This is a genomic window from Edaphobacter lichenicola (assembly GCF_014201315.1).
Classification (GTDB): domain Bacteria; phylum Acidobacteriota; class Terriglobia; order Terriglobales; family Acidobacteriaceae; genus Edaphobacter; species Edaphobacter lichenicola_B.
This window is the reverse complement of sequence record NZ_JACHDY010000009.1, coordinates 13,782-29,809: the sequence shown is the minus strand read 5'-3', so window position 1 is coordinate 29,809 and position 16,028 is coordinate 13,782. Positions and strand designations below refer to the sequence as shown.

Annotated in this window: 15 protein-coding genes; 4 read left to right on the top strand and 11 right to left on the bottom strand. The window is 53.4% G+C overall.

Features of this window, described 5'->3' with window-relative positions; all coding sequences use genetic code 11:
- Positions 1-59: 59 nt before the first annotated feature.
- The 8 genes from HDF09_RS20140 to HDF09_RS20105 form a co-directional block, all read right to left on the bottom strand.
- Positions 60-869, bottom strand: coding sequence for a hypothetical protein (locus HDF09_RS20140; RefSeq protein ID WP_260181853.1), 810 nt, complete (start codon positions 867-869; stop codon positions 60-62).
- Positions 870-952: 83 nt separating this feature from the next.
- On the bottom strand, positions 953-1,198 hold the full coding sequence (locus tag HDF09_RS20135) for a hypothetical protein (RefSeq protein WP_183769268.1): 246 nt from the start codon (positions 1,196-1,198) through the stop codon (positions 953-955).
- A gap of 8 nt (positions 1,199-1,206) precedes the next feature.
- Positions 1,207-2,109, bottom strand: coding sequence for a TrbJ/VirB5 family protein (locus HDF09_RS20130; RefSeq protein ID WP_183769267.1), 903 nt, complete (start codon positions 2,107-2,109; stop codon positions 1,207-1,209).
- A 9-nt stretch (positions 2,110-2,118) separates the two neighbouring features.
- On the bottom strand, positions 2,119-3,327 hold the full coding sequence (locus HDF09_RS20125; RefSeq protein ID WP_260181852.1) for a TrbI/VirB10 family protein: 1,209 nt from the start codon (positions 3,325-3,327) through the stop codon (positions 2,119-2,121).
- Between the two features lie 50 nt (positions 3,328-3,377).
- Positions 3,378-4,214, bottom strand: a complete 837-nt coding sequence (locus HDF09_RS20120) for a TrbG/VirB9 family P-type conjugative transfer protein (protein WP_183769265.1) — start codon at positions 4,212-4,214, stop codon at positions 3,378-3,380.
- 135 nt (positions 4,215-4,349) lie between these two features.
- Positions 4,350-6,701, bottom strand: coding sequence for a VirB4 family type IV secretion system protein (locus tag HDF09_RS20115; RefSeq protein ID WP_183769264.1), 2,352 nt, complete (start codon positions 6,699-6,701; stop codon positions 4,350-4,352).
- Positions 6,682-6,951 (bottom strand): VirB3 family type IV secretion system protein, encoded by a 270-nt coding sequence (locus tag HDF09_RS20110; RefSeq protein ID WP_183769263.1) that lies wholly within the window; start codon positions 6,949-6,951, stop codon positions 6,682-6,684. The genes HDF09_RS20115 and HDF09_RS20110 overlap by 20 nt, the downstream gene beginning before the upstream one ends.
- A 2-nt stretch (positions 6,952-6,953) precedes the next feature.
- Entirely contained in the window at positions 6,954-7,355 is a 402-nt protein-coding gene (locus HDF09_RS20105; RefSeq protein ID WP_183769262.1) for a hypothetical protein, read from the bottom strand.
- Between the two features lie 461 nt (positions 7,356-7,816).
- On the opposite strand from HDF09_RS20105, the gene HDF09_RS20100 reads away from it, so the two are divergent.
- The 4 genes from HDF09_RS20100 (at position 7,817) to HDF09_RS20085 (ending at position 11,083) form a co-directional block, all read left to right on the top strand.
- The gene (locus tag HDF09_RS20100) at positions 7,817-8,110 is read left to right on the top strand and encodes a helix-turn-helix domain-containing protein (protein ID WP_183769261.1); all 294 of its coding nucleotides are present in this window, start codon (positions 7,817-7,819) and stop codon (positions 8,108-8,110) included.
- 287 nt (positions 8,111-8,397) lie between these two features.
- Positions 8,398-8,973, top strand: coding sequence for a sigma-70 family RNA polymerase sigma factor (locus HDF09_RS20095; RefSeq protein ID WP_183769260.1), 576 nt, complete (start codon positions 8,398-8,400; stop codon positions 8,971-8,973).
- 23 nt (positions 8,974-8,996) lie between these two features.
- Positions 8,997-9,734 (top strand): hypothetical protein, encoded by a 738-nt coding sequence (locus HDF09_RS20090; RefSeq protein ID WP_183769259.1) that lies wholly within the window; start codon positions 8,997-8,999, stop codon positions 9,732-9,734.
- Between the two features lie 83 nt (positions 9,735-9,817).
- Entirely contained in the window at positions 9,818-11,083 is a 1,266-nt protein-coding gene (locus HDF09_RS20085; RefSeq protein ID WP_183769258.1) for a S41 family peptidase, read from the top strand.
- A 6-nt stretch (positions 11,084-11,089) separates the two neighbouring features.
- Here HDF09_RS20085 and HDF09_RS20080 read toward each other — a convergent pair whose 3' ends face one another.
- The 3 genes from HDF09_RS20080 to HDF09_RS20070 form a co-directional block, all read right to left on the bottom strand.
- Complete coding sequence (locus HDF09_RS20080; RefSeq protein WP_221270240.1) at positions 11,090-13,684, bottom strand: CHAT domain-containing protein; 2,595 nt, start codon at positions 13,682-13,684, stop codon at positions 11,090-11,092.
- Positions 13,685-13,825: 141 nt separating this feature from the next.
- Positions 13,826-15,169 carry a hypothetical protein gene (locus tag HDF09_RS20075; protein WP_183769256.1) on the bottom strand — a complete coding sequence of 448 codons (1,344 nt, stop codon included), beginning with the start codon at positions 15,167-15,169 and terminating at the stop codon, positions 13,826-13,828.
- A 94-nt stretch (positions 15,170-15,263) separates the two neighbouring features.
- On the bottom strand, positions 15,264-16,025 hold the full coding sequence (locus tag HDF09_RS20070) for a ParA family protein (RefSeq protein ID WP_183769255.1): 762 nt from the start codon (positions 16,023-16,025) through the stop codon (positions 15,264-15,266).
- Positions 16,026-16,028 lie beyond the last annotated feature (3 nt).

Below are 16,028 nucleotides of genomic sequence, written 5' to 3'. Positions count from 1 at the left end.
GTCGATAGAGAAGCCAGAGATAGAGCATAGGGTCACTTTCTGTTGCGATAGATTTGAGATCACATCATGCTTAGGAAAGCAGCTCGTTCGGCAATTTCGGCAACCTTGCCCGACGCTCCTGCTCCCCCTCCAAAGATGATTTGAGTGATGGTCGGAACGAGGACCATGTTCAAGATGAAGGCTATGAAGATCGTCAGAAACGGGATCAGATTTGCAAGCCAGTTCGCGATGCTGTAATTGCCCTGGAAGGTCTGGTTGATAAAGCCAATTAGGAATTGGGACCAGACAAAGATGAACGCCGCGGCCACCGCGCGAATCATTGCGAAACTCGCCAGCACTTCGATGAAGTGGAGAAATTTTCCCCGGAAAGTCTCTGTCAAATAGAGGGGTATGAATAACGGACCAAACAGAGCAGTGACGGCATAGAAGATGAAAGAGCTGCAATTGAGCAGGAACAACACGCCCGACGCAATTCCGAGGAAGCCTTCAACGAAGAAGTAGCATATCGTTTCCATGGGCGCGAATACTGAAGGCATCGGCGTATTCTGACCCGCTGTATTGAGTAGCTGGGTCAACTGATTGAGCGAGTTCTGGTCAAGAATCTGTGCGATCGCGCCCGCCATGTAAGAGAACATGCGATTGAAACCGAAACTCGCACCCGGAAGATTGTTGACCCAGTAGTACTCGATCACAAGGCAGAACAGGAATCGGAACAGAAACACCTTCAGCTCATCCATGCTGATCGATCTGTGTCCGCCGAAGTGGGCTGACCACGAAGTCATCCGAACCGCAGCACCGATGAGCGTCATAGTCGCAATAAAGGTCAACAGAATCATGCCGAAGTTCGACAATGCGCCGCCGTTCTGCATAGTCAAGTCCGTAAGGCTCTGCGTGAATTGGCTGAGCCAGTCGATGGCTCCGGGTGTCGTGTTCATAGAGGGCTCTCGCTCGATTAGGGTGTGGGTTTCTTCAATGTGTCTGACTTGTTGACGGCGTCCGATTTGTTCGTTTTCTGTGCTTCTAGTTGCTTCCGGTACTCTTCATCGTCCTTCCGGATTTGCTCCTGGTCGTGAAGTCGTTTCGTCGCGATGGCAGTATCCAGTGTGTTGTGCTTCTCGATCTGGATAAGTACGGCGCTGAGTACCGTCAGCGCCGTAAGAATGGCTATCAGGAACTTCATGTGAACTGTGTTCGGCATCTCGTCCCCTAAAAATAGGTCGTCCACGTGTTCGACTCGTTACCTGCGTATGTTGGATTGCTGGCCTGTGCGGTGAGCTTGTAGGAAGCATCGTTGATGGTCAACGATGCAGCATTCCGCTTGTCCATGTTGTTGACGGCCGCTTGCGCGGCCAAGCACGCCTGAAGCTGTCCTTGTGCATGAGCCTCTTCCATCCGCTGTGAGTTGGAGATGTTAAGCAGGTTGAGCTGCTCCACCTCGCTATTGGTGGAGGTCGTCGTGTCGTAAATGGACGTGTTCAGAGCGCTATTCGCTGGCAGATTGGTTGTCCTGCTGGCGTTGTACGCTCCGACGGCACCGAGACATTGAGTCGAAGCCGCGTCCATCGCCTCGATGTGAGCAAGCGTTGAAAGCCTGTCACTAGCACCGACGATCTGGTTTCCCCAGAACGACGACGATGTGCCAGATATCGCGAGATTCATGATCTTCCAAACCGTACTCGCGTTTTGCGACTGACCATTCAACTGAGCCTGGAGGCCGCTCGTCTCGCCGTATGAATTCTGGACAGATGAATTCATGAGGGCGTTCTCTGCGGTTCTCCAAATCGACTTGGAATTGAAATACTTAAGGTTGTTGAAAATGGTGTTGTAGGTGGTGATGGACTGGTTGTAGATCTTCAACGCAGTCCCGGCCATCTGTATGTCCTGGATGAGCTGCTGGCTAAGCGTAAGGTTGGTCTGCGAGCCTTGCGCGATCCGGGTTGCTTGGTTGACGAGCCCCTTTGATTCGTTCGATATCTGGACTACGGCGTGGGCGGATTGAGTGGGGTCAAACACAACCCCACCGAACTGAGCATGGGCTGGGACGGCGCTTGCTAGGGCGATGAATCCGCCTGCAAGTGCGAGCCAACGTGCGGTCATTGCTGTTTTCATGATTTCTCCTTACAGCGTTGGGTTGACGCGGTGTTCCGCGTAGGAGGGAATGAGTATGTCTTTGCCGATGTAGACACGCGCACGGGAACCTTCCTTGAGCGTGATAATCGGTAGCTTGTTTAGGAAATGGTTGAGAATCTGTTCGCCCTCCATGCTGGTTTGCGAGGAGATGCCGTTGCGTATCTGGCTATTCGTTGTTAGGGCGCTCCCGTCGTTGCCGATCTGCGCGAGTCCTCCCAAACCCCCGACTGCGGCGGCGGCGGCAAATGCCTGGAGATAGCCGTGGTCAACCTTGGTTGCAAGCCCGGTCGTTCCGATCTGATCGAGACCCGCGTATTTGTCGATATCGAGCGAGAACCCATCTGGGCAAACGGCGCGATGGAATACTACCGCCATCTTGTGTTGCTGTTGGTTGTTGATGGCTTGAACCTGACCAATCAGCCGAGTGCCCTGGGGAAGCAAGAGCTGCTGATGGTCATGGGAGTAATAGTCCGTAGTGAGCATAATCAGGACCGGCCCGGACATCCCCGCATCAACGTGGTTGGTCACCACTCCCTCTAGGACGGTGCCCTCAAAGACGCGATACAGCTTGCCGCCGTATTCGTCGAAATCGTAGGCGGCCATCGGGTTCTTGTCCCGCTTGTCACCTGGTTTAGGCTCGTCCTCCTGATTTTCTGCAACATCCGTGATCCGCTGGTTAGCTACAACGCTTGGTCCTGAAACGCCTGGCCCTGAACTCGTTGGTGTACTTCCTGCTGGCTTTTCTTCATGCGTTTGGAAATCAACCGCGACGGTATCGCTATTGAGCGCGTCCAAGCGGCGTTTCTCCCGGTCCGCGGCCTTCTGCTTGGCTTGTGCCAGTGCTTCCGCCTGGCCGGAGGTCTGTCTTGGTGCGTTTGCGCTGCTTCCATAGATCGCCGCGCTCTGGGCAGCCGTCATCGGCATCGATGGATCTGCTTCGGGTGCCGGTATTCCCCGGTCCTGTGCTTGTAACGCTGCGATGGCTTGTTGCAACTGGGCTTGTTCAGCGTCGTTCTTTGCCATCAATTGCTGTTGCTTCTCGAAACCCGTTACCTGCTGTGGATCGGCGGTAGCAGGCCGCGTCTGGAGTGCGCTCTTCGCGGCCTCCTTCTTGCGGCTGCTGCCGGTCATGGCGTTGTACGCTGTCGAGATGCCAATGAGGAGTACAGCACCGAGGAGAACGAGCACAATGGGCATCGTCTTCCTAATCGGTGGCTTTGCGGTCGGCTGTTGGGGGACGGTTTCCATTAGTTGGCCTCCCCACGGTGAAACTCGACCTTTGCCTTACCGATCGCTACGTATCCGTTCTGGAGGAGCTTCGGAACTGTATAGAGCCCATTCGCGAAGTCAAAGTTGATAAGCGACCCCTTCTTGTCTTTCAGTTCGTAAACCACAGGCGGCTCTTCAAACTTGCCCTGGATGTATGTAAATTTCCCGTCATCCCAGATTTGCTTGACGCCAAGCGCTCGTGCTTTGCTTTGGTCCCAGCTATAGTCAAAGTGCAGATTGCTCGGATACGAGCTTGCATATTTTTCCTGAGCGTCTTGAGCTGCCTTCCGATCCGCGCTTGCTTTTGCCTGGGCATCGGCAACCTCCCTTTCTAGGCGGTTCTCCTTCTCCATCACCTCGGCAGCCGGCACGAAGACCGGCGCTTCGGCCATCTTCTTTTGAGCCTCTTTATCCGCAGGGATTAGGAATACGGTTGAGTCGAAGCTGGGGTTGGGGTCGCCGGACACCTCCTGCAATTCGAGGGTGTAATCGTTGCCGTGATCCGAGATGATGTGGACGTTGGTGCTGCTCTTTGCTGCTGCTGCTTTGGGCTTCACGCTGATGAAGCGGCTGGCAACATGACCGGCGTTGAAGATCCAGTCATCCGTGTTTCCGCCGAATACCGTCGCGACCTTTTCTTCGGCTGGAAGCTCCAAAAGGGTTGATTCGTTGAGGCTCGTGCGGATGATTGGCGGCTGAGAGGTCGTGCTCACTTCGACCGTTCGAGGGGCTTTTTGCTGCACTGTGGCCGGGGGCGCTGCGTGTGCGTTGACCGCAAGCAACGCACTTGCGGCGATGAGTAGAGGTGTTTTCATAGGTCGGTCTCCTAGTGAAGAATTTGCTTTAACTTCGTGCTGGTTCAAAGTTGTGAAGGTTGAAAAGCGAACACGGTGGAAAGCTTCGTGAATGTCGCGCAATCGCGTTTGCGGCAACGAGATCGCAGTTCAGCGTTATGCGTCTTCGCCGGAGACGAACTTCGTAATGCCCTCTTGCAGTCCCCACTTCGCAATCAGCCGCCCGCGCCTTGCTCGGTCTTTCGGCCGAGTTGAGAAGATGGCGTAACTGCGTGGATCGAGGTTTAGAGTCACAACCTTGGTGAGCCCGTCGCGGCGTAGGTAGAGAGCTTCGCGAGCTCCGAGACTCTCGAAGAGGTTCAACTGCTGATCCGTCATCTTGAAAAGCTCACCGTAGAATTTCCGGTTGAACGTTGCATCCGGGAGCAAAAGAATGGAGGTGCAGGAGTTGACGATGCTGTCGGCGTTCTCCCCGAGGTCGTTCGCCGACTGCCCAATCATCGTGACGCCACCAAGATTTTTACGGACCTGCTTGATGCTCGCAAGGGCGCCTTCGAGCAGTTGCTTGTTTTTCATGTTCGAGAAAATCTCCTCGATCACTACATGCTTCGGCACACCAAGATTTCTAGGGTCATACACAACGTCGTCGATCCTGCGTAGCAACCACACCATCAGAGGCTCGATGAGGTCCGAATAGTCCTTTGCCACTCCTGCGAAATCCCAGCACTGTATCCGGGAAAGGCTGAGCGAGTCCTCAACGTTGTCGAAGATCGCGTTGTAGACGCCTGTACCTACCCACTTAGCGAGATAGCGGTTGAGGTGCTTCGGCAGGAGCAGGTTGGAAAGCCTGCGGTTCTTCGGGTCTAAGAGGTACATACTCTGCACCTCTTTGAAGATCACGTCCTCGTCTTCAGGACTGAGGTCTGCGCCGCCGTTCGTGACCAGCAGCTTGACGAAGTTGTAAAGAAACTTGATGTTCTTTTCTGTCGGTTCGAGCGCAAAGGGATTCACTCGCGGCCCATCCAGGCCGATGCGGTCTACCCTCCCGCCGTACAGCTCGACCATGCTCTCGTAGCTGTTGCCGATATCGAAGATATATGTGAAGCCGTTGTATTTCCGCTCCAAGCCGAGCATTTGGTTGGTGTGTACGGACTTGCCTGTGCCTGGAGGTCCGATGATGAGCATGACCCGCACACCATTGACATAGACATCCTGAAAGAAGGGTGTTCCCTGCCTCGTCTCGAAGACGTTGAGGTATTCATTGTCGAGGTCATCCGACAAGGGATACCCGATATGCGGAGCGAACACAGGCGAAAGACGCGCATGATGGTCCTCGCCCAGCCACAGGGGGAACACGCTGAATTGGTTGTTGCCGGGAAACATCGCATAAAACGCCGATAGATTTCCGAGCGTCTCCTCGATGATGCTGGCCTGGGCATCAACGAAAATCCGATGCACCATCGGCGCGTTGTCTCTGAGCTCGTCGGCAGTCCGTGAGGAGAGGAGGAGTCGAGCGGTGTATTCTCCCTGCGCTTTTTTGCCAAGTTCCGTGACGACCAGACTGAGATCATCGACGCCTTCCGAAGCAGCCTTTGCTCCTGCGCCTTTGTCGAGCGCGGCGAAGTTTCTACCTGCCATCACCCGTTGGAAGATTCCGACTTTGAAGAAGTCGAGCCACTTCTCCTGAGCTCCAATCTCCTTACGTACCGAAGCTGCAGACTTGGGCCGCCATGTTGTGCATAGCACACTGTCACAGTTGAGGTTCGTGATGCCGCTGAATAAGCACGGCTGGGAGGCGACGGGCGTGCTCGTCATCGTGAACATCTGAACGTATCGCTTGCCTATACGAAGATGGTCAGATTCCCAAGAAACAGCGCTGCTGACAATCTGCTGATCCACGCCGGTATCGGCGATAAGCCTGGTCTCTCCCGCCCATTCCTCAAGGTTGAAGAGTTCGCAGAAGAATTGGAAAGTCTGCTCTTTCTCCAGAAGCTGGATACCGATGTGGGCATTCAGATGTGTTTCGAGAATCGACGCCGCTTTCTGCAAATCAGCTAAAAGCCTCGCGTTCTCGTTGGCCTTATCCTTCGGCTTCGCTGCGAACGGGTTGACCAGTTCCGGCTCAAATGTGAGACACCAATGGAGATCGATGCGCCGAAAATTGGCCGTCTTGTCGAGAAATGCGAGGCGATCTTCCACGAAAGACTGCGTGATGGGATCGTCATATTTGGCCTTGCGCGGAATGGCGAAGCCGGATGTGACTCGCATGTACTGATAGAGACATGCACCTTCCGGTAGCCCACGAAGCCCACCTTCGATCGCTCGTATCCTTGCATCAAGCTCCTGGTCTGTGAGACCTTCCTCGTCCACCCCGGTGACCGAAAATAGGCACCCATAACCACTGCTTTTAGTGGCAAAGACGGTCGGACTGACAAACCGTGCGATGGGCACGATACTATTCGCGGCCTTCGCGTCGGTGAACCATTGATTAGCGTTTACGCGGGTCATAGTAGCTCTTTTGCGTGAAGCTCAGGCCCCACAGTTGAAACATCTTTGGGTGTTTGCGAACGATCAACCAGCAGGCACCGGTGATCACAATGAAGATCGCGAGCGACAGTAGATAAAACCGAAGGAGGAGAACCAGGATCGACACAATCACGATGCCCATCCAGATAGGTAAGCTAAGCCCCAACTTTTCCCGAGGCTTATTGAGTGCTTGATTGATCGGTAACGGCTCTCCTCGCTTGGTCGTTTGCATGGTTAGGCCATCACCTTTGCAGCGTGCGTAACGACCATTGAAATGGTCTGTCCGGTGAGTGAGCTGACCCACTGGGGCGCGAAGCCGATGACGATGCCGGCAAACAGTCCGCCACCGATAGCCATGAATCCTCCAGCGATGTTCCGGCCCATGAACTGGAACACGCCGAAGACGATGCCGATGACGACAGCGATTGCGCCGCCGAGCATGGCTGTTTTCTCGACCGAGGACATTGCAGTCGTCACTCCGGTTAAATCCACCGTGCCCTGCGCATGAGCTGCGATAGGTGACACGGCCAGAGCGACAAGGATGGGTCCGAGCGTGCGACCAGCCATTCTCAGATGCTGCTTGGTGAAGGTTTTCGCGGCCATGGTCGCGAGGCGGGAAGTTATTTTCTGGCTCAAGGTTTGGCTCCTATGTTCTGCGTGGGTTAAGGTTCGAGTCGTGGCTCAGACTATGCAGCTTCAAGCATCGGTACTGGCCCAGGGGAGTGCAGTTAGGCGCTCAAACTGAGCGCGTTACACAACTACGTCGAACCACCCCCTTTCCAGATCAGCTCTCGCAACGTACACATATCTGTGTAGCATAGATATGTGATCTATATACACATCCTTATACTGCATAAATTCGTGCTTGTAAACACAATGCTGTAGGGCAGTGTTTTGTGTACCTGCTGCACATTTCGATGCCTCTGGAGGTTGTGAATGCACGAATCGGTGTGTAATGAAACGGGTTGGAACTAATCCATTGATAAAATTGCGGTGGAGAGTGCTCGACCAGGACGCTAGGATGGGGCTCTGACAAATCTCCAACAAAGAGGTTCGGCACAATCCGCATGCTCCGATACGATTACGACGAATTTCGCGTGGCGCTGGGAAAGCGGATAAAAGAGCTTCGCAAACAACGCGGTATGACGCATCGCGTGATGGTGAGCGACTATGGATTCCACCTGACCCAGATCGCGCGAATTGAACGAGGAGAATCTTTCTCCGTGCCGACGCTCCTTCGTTTAGCTGAGACATTTCAAGTGCCGGTCGGGGAGCTAATCTCCGGCATCGGTGAAATTGATGGGGACGAGCTGAAACCGAAAGCCGCCATTGACTCAAAGAGGTCAAAGGAAGTGAAGCCGCCCAAGGAAGCGAAAGCGTCAAAGAAATGACCTTGTCTGCTTGCAAAGAACTCCGGCGCGGATCTCGCTGGGGGGTATCTGCTCTGAATTTCGGCATCTACTAGCTAAGCGCGTTGACGGAGATGTTTTTTGACAGTCTGCTGACAATTTCTTTTCCACAGAGAGAATCACGGATGAATCAAACACAATTGCATTTCGTCCATGCACAAGGCCGATGTATTTCCTCCGCAGAGAGAGAACCTCGGGTGATACGAACGCAATTAAATGTCGTCGATGAAATGTGCAGTGCTGTGTCTCCAGCAGATCGAGAACATCGAATGAAACAAACGCAATTACATCTCGTCGATGCACAAGGCAGTGCAGTTTCCTCGACCGTGAAATCTGCCGTGGAAGTGGTATTTAGGTGGGTGCTTCGAGATTTTCCGCATGTTGATCCGGCGATGATTGCGGAGTGGGCAGAAGAAGTCGGCTGTGCAATGGAATCGAAAGGAAATCAAATCGTCGCGCACGAGCGATACGCCTACACAGCGTTGAAAGGCAAGGTACGTGACTGGCTACGGACAAAGACTGCCCAGGAAGAATCTGCCGGCATCGGTCAGGATTTAGAACGATTGGGGGGTGTCGATCGGTCATTTCAAAGGGAACTTGATCGAAAGTTGCTCTTTGAACAATTAAAGACAGCACTGAATGAGCGTGATCGTTATATTCTCGTTCTGCTCCTACAAGATGAAACGAGCCCAGCTGTCATTGCGACGGCCCTCGGCTTGAGCTATCCAGCCGCTGCTAAAGCTATTCAGCGGGTAAAGGAGCGTATTGCTGCATCACTAGTTGGTGTTTCCGGTAGGAATGATTTCGGCCACGGTTCACCACAATTCTGCGAGACGAAGGGTTAGGCCGTCACTTGGATTCCGAATTGATGAACGACTTTTTGCTTGAGGCATTCCCGAACCCGGAGCGGAAAGGCTGTCCTGATGAAAGCACTCTGAAGGCGCTCGCGGAGAACCGTTTGCCCCTCGAAGATCCGGCTGGACTCCATCTTGCTTCCTGCTCAGAGTGCTACGGAGAATATCGACATTACCGCTTGGACTGGAAGGAGGCCAAGGAAGCTGAATCGGCAAGCGTGACTTCTGTTTCAGGGTCGAACGATGCGAAATCTTCAGCCATTCATCTTGCTGCTAAGCGACCATCGTCTCGTTATAAGGGATCATTCCTTGCTGTTGCTGCATCTGTACTCGTCATTTGTGGTGCAGCGATTGCGTACAGATATCAGCATCAGACATCTACGGCTCCGGTGCAGATTGCATCTACCGCGCCTGTTGATGCCAAAGTGGATCTCTTCAATGCACCGACCTTGCGAGGTGTAGACGACGATGCTGCTCCTCTACAAGAAGTCTCTTTGCCTGCGGCAATTGTTCATCTGTCAGTAACTCTTCCACGTTTCAGCCAAAGCGGGCAGTACGAGGTTGTTGTATCGCAAGACCGCGGTGGGAGCCAGCGCGTCGCCAAGGGTTTTGGTACGGCGGTGGATTCGAACGGAAAAGTTGGCATGGACGTGACGCTTGATCTCAGAGCCGCGAAGGCCGGGTCCTATTTTCTCTCGACTGTTCGTGGCTCGGATAACGGTACGTACTACTACCCTCTTCAAGTCAAATAGAAATGGCTCTCGCGGTTCTTTCCGCTTCACCAGCAACGGCTTGACTGTCCTGAGTCGCAGGTCAAAGCATCATACGATTAGACATGACTACTTCCCCCGGCCAGGAAATGACCCTGACAAATAGCGCTAAGCGTGAAGTTCTTGAGCGAGTGCTCAAAGCTCTAGATTCGAAGTTTTACAAACCCGAACTGCTCGATGCAACGTGGCGGGATGCCATTGAAAGTCATCGTAAAGGGATTGAATCTGCTCCGACACAAGACGCCTTCGAGCTCGCAGTAACCGGTCTTCTACAGACTCTTAAAACCTCACATCTCGGGTTCTTTCATGGAACCGCGAAGAGAGCGTCAAGCCGTGCTGCTCTGAGCGCTACCTATCTTGCAGATGAAACCGCGAACGGATCGCGTTGGATTTTCCAAGACGTACATGACGGTGGTTCCGCAGCTCTCGCCGGCATTCAGCCAGGAAACATTCTCCTTCGCGTCGATGGTAAGGAGATCGTGCCGCCAGAACATCCGGTCTTCCCGATGGGTGCCAGTTCGACGATCGACTTCGTTGCGAACGATGGCCAGGAGCGGACGGCTTCTGTCGATGTGGCTCAGCCCAAAGGCAAGAAGCTACAGTTCGTTGAGCCTACCCTCGTGCAGTCCAAGTTGCTGAGCGAAGGTATCGGCTACCTCAAGGTCGCAATGTTTCCGGGGATGATAGGGGTCGAGGTCGCGAATTCGATGAGCAGTGCTATCGACGCGCTGGGCAACATTAGCCGTCTCATAATCGATCTTCGCGGGAATACAGGTGGAGGCGCAGGTGCACTGCGGCTTATGAGCCTCATGACGCCAAATCGGGCGCCAGTCGGCTTCTCTCCAGGTAAGCGATGGGCCAAACGTGACCTGGCTGCGGAGAAAACACGGTTTCCACGTCTTGGCAAAATCCCAGCTTCCAAAGGCGCTCTATGGTTACTCGGTCTTCAGTTCCTCCCGGCGCTAGTCACCAAGTCACCGATTGTGCTCGAAACGGAAGGTCTGGGAACTAAGCCCTATGACGGTAATATTGTGCTTCTGGTGGATCGCCACACGGCGAGCGCCGCCGAAATGGTCACAATCTTCGCGAAAGAAAACCATCTCGCTACGATTGTTGGGGAGAAGACGGCCGGTCGGCTTCTCTCAGCGACCTCCGTGAAAGTTGGACATGGCTTTCGTCTTGCGCTGCCAACAGGCGCGTACTTCACCTGGAACGGTACTGCGCTTGAGGGCAGTCCGATTGAACCCGATGTGATCGCCGATTTCGATTGGCAGGAACGCAGAAGTGGAGTGGATGCCCAGCTTCTGAAGGCGCTCAGTATCGCGGGTTAAATCAACTCAGAACGTGCCGTTTGGATCGCCGACAATCTGAAAGCTTGCCCAATAGTAAGGAGGTAAACCTCTATCTAACAGCTCCAATTGTGCTGTGCGAAGAGCTTCAACCTTGCGATTGTGGACGGCTAGTTTGGAATAAAACTGCGCCATCAGGTGCTCTGTTGTGTGATCTTCCAACTCCCACAGTGTCGAAACAACCGTATCAGCTCCTGCTTCAATGAAAGCATTGACCAGGTTAGCAACTCCGGCTTGTCCCACTGGGCCGACTCCCGTATTGCAGGCAGAGAGTGTAACCATCCTCGCTTTAAGATGGAGACCGCGAATCTCTCGAACCTGCAACAAGCCGTCTTCACCACTGCCTTGATCGGGCGCAAAGATCAATGCGGAGCGGTCCGGGTAGTCGATGTCGGCATATCCGTGTAGCGCCAGGTGAATCACATCGGTGCTTTCTGAGGAAAGCTTTTTGAAGCGAGACTCGGTGGCGTCCGCACCAAGCAAGATTGTGCTGGGATGTGGCAAGTCCTCTGCGATAGTCTCCACTTCCTGCTTGCTATCTGGAAGAGGAACGAGCTGGCTTCGTTGAGGACCGGTGATAGCCCGAACGATCGGATTCCGCGTGTCTGCTGGCTGGGTCCAAGCAGCAACACCGATGTAGGGCATGGAGACCACTTCCCTGCCCTGAGCCCTCTGTGCAATGAGGTCAAATACTGTGGCCGATGGCGCCACGTCAACGGTGTGCGTCTTCAAGACGTAGCCGGCCTTGTCTGCGAGTGCTGAGAAGGGCAAGAGATGGAGTGAACCATCTGGAACAATCACGAGGTCGGTCTTCTGGGCGTATTCTTTCATTGGCCCCAGCAGCTCAGCGAAAAGACGCTGAGCTAGCGCTCGATCTTCCTTCTCCCCTCGAATCTCTTTCCTGTATTGATTTGCATCTTCCTCGATCACGCTCTTTGAAGGCAGGCGATACGGTGTGACGGAATCATGAGTGATCGCAAACGCCTGAGAGTTTGGTTCTGCCAGAACGTATTCGATCAATAAGGCGTTCGGCGAAAGGCTGCGTTGTAAAACTTTTAGGTGAACCGGATGAGCAATAGTCTCTTGTGTGAGGGTACTTGGGTTGATTTGCAGCTCAGACGTGTAGATCGCGTTTGTGATTGATGCTCTAGCAGCGGGGTCATCGGTATTGATTAGCGCAATGTTGAGACGCGTAAGCTCGCTCTCTTCAGGAGTGGCCGGGTGAACTGGCTGGCTTGCGTGGTGTTCGAGCGCTTCAGATTCAACGCGACCTCGGACCTTTTCGAGTGCTCCCAACGCTTCTTCGTATCGTTTCTGTCTGCATAGAGAAGCAAAATATCCCGAGTAGACGTCGCTCATCTCGGCGAGCAAATATCGCTGAATATTTATCGTCGCGGCATGTTCAATCATTACGTCGACCAGGGCAATGCTCTTTCGGTAGAGTGCGTCAGACTCGTCCACGTGTCCCAGTTGCCCCATAATTCCAGCCTTGATGGCTAGATTACGCGGCACCAAATAGAGCTCGTCTGGAATCTTTGTGTTCGCTTCTATGGCGTCGTTGATCGCATTTAGTGCACCGGGCAGATTTCCCACGTGTTCATAGCTTTGTGCGAGAAGGCCGCCAGCGTCCGTTACTCCGCGGTAATTATCGATTTTCTTGGAAATGTTGATTGCTTGCTCATAGTCCGAGATCGCGGCGGTCCAGTTGCCACTCTCACGGCTGATCGAACCCCGAGAGATGTAGACCTGTGACTTGTGAGCTTCGTAAGTTGTTCCCTGGAGTCGGGCAAGCGACCGATTTGCTAGCGCGAGCGCCGGTTCGTATTGATGTAGTCCGGCAAGCGCCTCGATCTTTGCGTAAACAGCGATTGTTGGGTATGCGAGTCCTTTGGTCGAAGTAGCTATTTTGATCGCCTGATCGAGTGGGGTCAGAGCTTCCTTGTAACGATGAAGTTGAACCAAGCCTGCGCCAAAGACACTCGCATAGCGCACCGTGGCGGCTGGATCGCGCTCGACCTTTGAGAGGCCCCAGGCCCGCACAACCTGTTTCTTCGCGGTATCGGTGTCCCCCAAGATAAATGCGGCAATTCCCTGCTCGCCTTCAGCGCGAGTTGCCAGTTCGTAATGATGCAGCTTGATGGCGAGTGAAAAGACTTCTTGCCAGGTTGCGCGCGCTTCAGCAGCATCGTAATTGACCTGAAGCATTCCTCTAATTGTGAGGATTCTAAGTTTCGTCTCGGGGTCTTGTGCCTCTGGCTTTGCGAGATCCTGTGTCAGTCTCAGGATCGTCGCAGGAGCACTCACGGATTCATCAGCGGGAATCTCGCTCACGGCCGCATAAAGCGCTTTTGATGGCCGGTTTTGAAGTCTAAAGAGTTGTGAAGCCTTGGCATAAATCGGCTGCGCTTCAGCCCAGCGATTTCCCCATGAAAGAGTGTCAGCCTTGTCTAGCAAACCGTCTGCTGAGTCTGGGGGAGCCGATGAGTGGTGCGGGGTGACTGCAAAGAAGTAAGCGCCTCCCACAAGTGCGATTGCTAATCCAGTAACAGTGGCAGTTTTCCTGACCCAGGGGGAACTCAGCATCGCCTTATCTTAGCCGAGCATACACAAGTTTGTGTCAACAACCGGTTCCCTGCGTTGTTCAAATCAAGCGAGCGAAACACTACCAGATAGCGATTCGCTTACAGGTAGTGAATGGCCTACTAGCAACGGGCTACAGGAGTGCTAATTCTCTGTTTCGGGCTGCGAGTACCGGGCAATGATGTCTTCGGCTTCGGCCTTACGTTTCTCAGTAGCATTTGGATTCGCCAGCGTCTGTCTTGCATCTCGAACCATCCATTCTGTCAGCTTCCGATCTTCTTCCTCTTTTCGGAGCCTCTCCTCTTCCGCCAGTCTCTTTCTTTCTTGATGCCGCTGGCGGAAAGTATCGAATGAATATCCACTGAATGATTGCGGTACGGTGGCGAGAATTAGCCCGACGGGATTGGTGATGCTCCGATTGCTGCGCGTGAGGTCGAGCTTTTCGCGAACGAAGAAGGCTATCTCTTCGGCCTTGGCATCCGGTCTGACTTTTCTGCAGGCGCGGATGAGCTGATCTGTTGCCGCATCGTCAACGGTCCAATAGGTGTTCATAGCTTTCGAGACACAAGCCAAATCAGCCTGAATATCGAAATCGTATTCACTACCTGTAAGCGAATCGCTATCAGGTAGTGAATCGCTCATAGGTTGCGTATCGCTTACAGGCTGCGTATCGCTCACTGATTGAACGCTGTTCGCTGGTTTTGTTTTCCCCTTCTTTGCCTGTGCGAGTCCTGGCAAAGCAATCGGCACTCCGGTAGCGGTCACGAAGAGTACATTTTTTTGACGAATAACGTATTCAAGGCCCGCCGCGCGGCGACGCTCAAGGATCTCTTTGTACGACAAGACTCTGTAAGATTTTGCGATCATGTCGCGACTGCTGAACTCGCCACTTTGTTCAATTGCAAGTTTGGCTGTAAGGTTTGCTAGATTCAGCCTTACGTTGGCTTTGTGCATTCTCGCTCGATTCGCGAGTTCGGCATACCCGATGCGAACTATTCGCGAGCCCAGTGGATTTGCAGACGAGGGTTTACCTTCCTCCCACAGGATTCTGTATAGCGTCTCTTCGCCTGCAGAGTGCGCATCTTGAGAAAGCCTGCATTTCCGGATCTTTCGATTTTGAGAGGGAACTGAACCAAGTATAAAGTTAGTAAATGATGGCGATTCGCTCATAGGTAGCGTATCGCTAACAGGGTGCGATTCACTTACAGGTAGTGAGTCGCTTACAGGTAGCAGTTCGCTCTCAGGTAGTGTATCGACGAGTGGCGGGCCTTCGGGAGCTGTCGGCAGTGTAGCTGCTTGTGAGCGCTTGGGGCGCATTTCGATAACAGCTTTTTGTGTCGCAGGTTTGGTTTTCGTTGGGACTGTAGGCGTATCGCTACCTGTAAGCGAATCGCCTACAGGTTCGAGGCGTGAGTCCGGCTCATCGGGCACATCTTTGAAGTGACCGCTGCGAACTTCCTCGGGCTTGATGTCGAGAAAGGACATCATCCCTTTCAACGCGGGCGAGTTCGCGGTCTCAGCCCAATTGAGCGGCTCAATCTTGCGATTTCGACTTGTCTGCTTTGTTTGCCCGGCCATTCAGTTAGCCCTTAAGGATCTCTAGAATCTCATCTGCCACACGCTTGTAATCTTCAATGGCCTTACACTTTGGGTCGTAGTCAATCAAGAATTGCCCGGCGCGGGCCGCTTTCGTGACTGACTGGTCCGTGCGAATGACGTTGAGTAAGGGAATTGACATTCCCTCCGAAAGGCCCTTCAGGCCGTCGAGAATCGTTGTGGTCATTGCTAGCCGTCGATCTACCATGACTGGAAGCAATCCAATCGTTTGAATGCTTGAGCGAAGAAGCTGGTTGAGCGACTTCGCTGCCTCGATCGAGGCCATCGCACCTTGGAACGAAAGGGTGTCCATGCCGATCGGGATCAAGACTCGCTCTGCATAAACCATCGCGCACGTCTGAAGTAGTGTGATTGAAGGACTTACGTCGATAAGAACAACATCATAGTTCTTGTCGACCGAAGAAAATATCTGGGTAAAGGCGTGTTCGCGGGCGACATTCCCCATCAAAATCGTCTCGACCTTCGTTGTCTCTCGGTTGGAGCACATGACATGCAAATTATCGCTAACGCGGACAATGCAGTCGTCGAAGATCAGGCGCTCAATCACGAAGTTGTATAGCCCGTATTCGGGCTTGAGATTGAGAATGCTGCTGATGGACCCTTGAGGGTCTGTGTCGATGACCAGGACCCGTTTGCCGCGGTCGGCAAATTCTCTTGCAAGTGTCGTCGTGGTCGTTGTCTTTGAGACGCCGCCGCGCTGATTGGAAATCACAATTTTCAGGCTCATTGT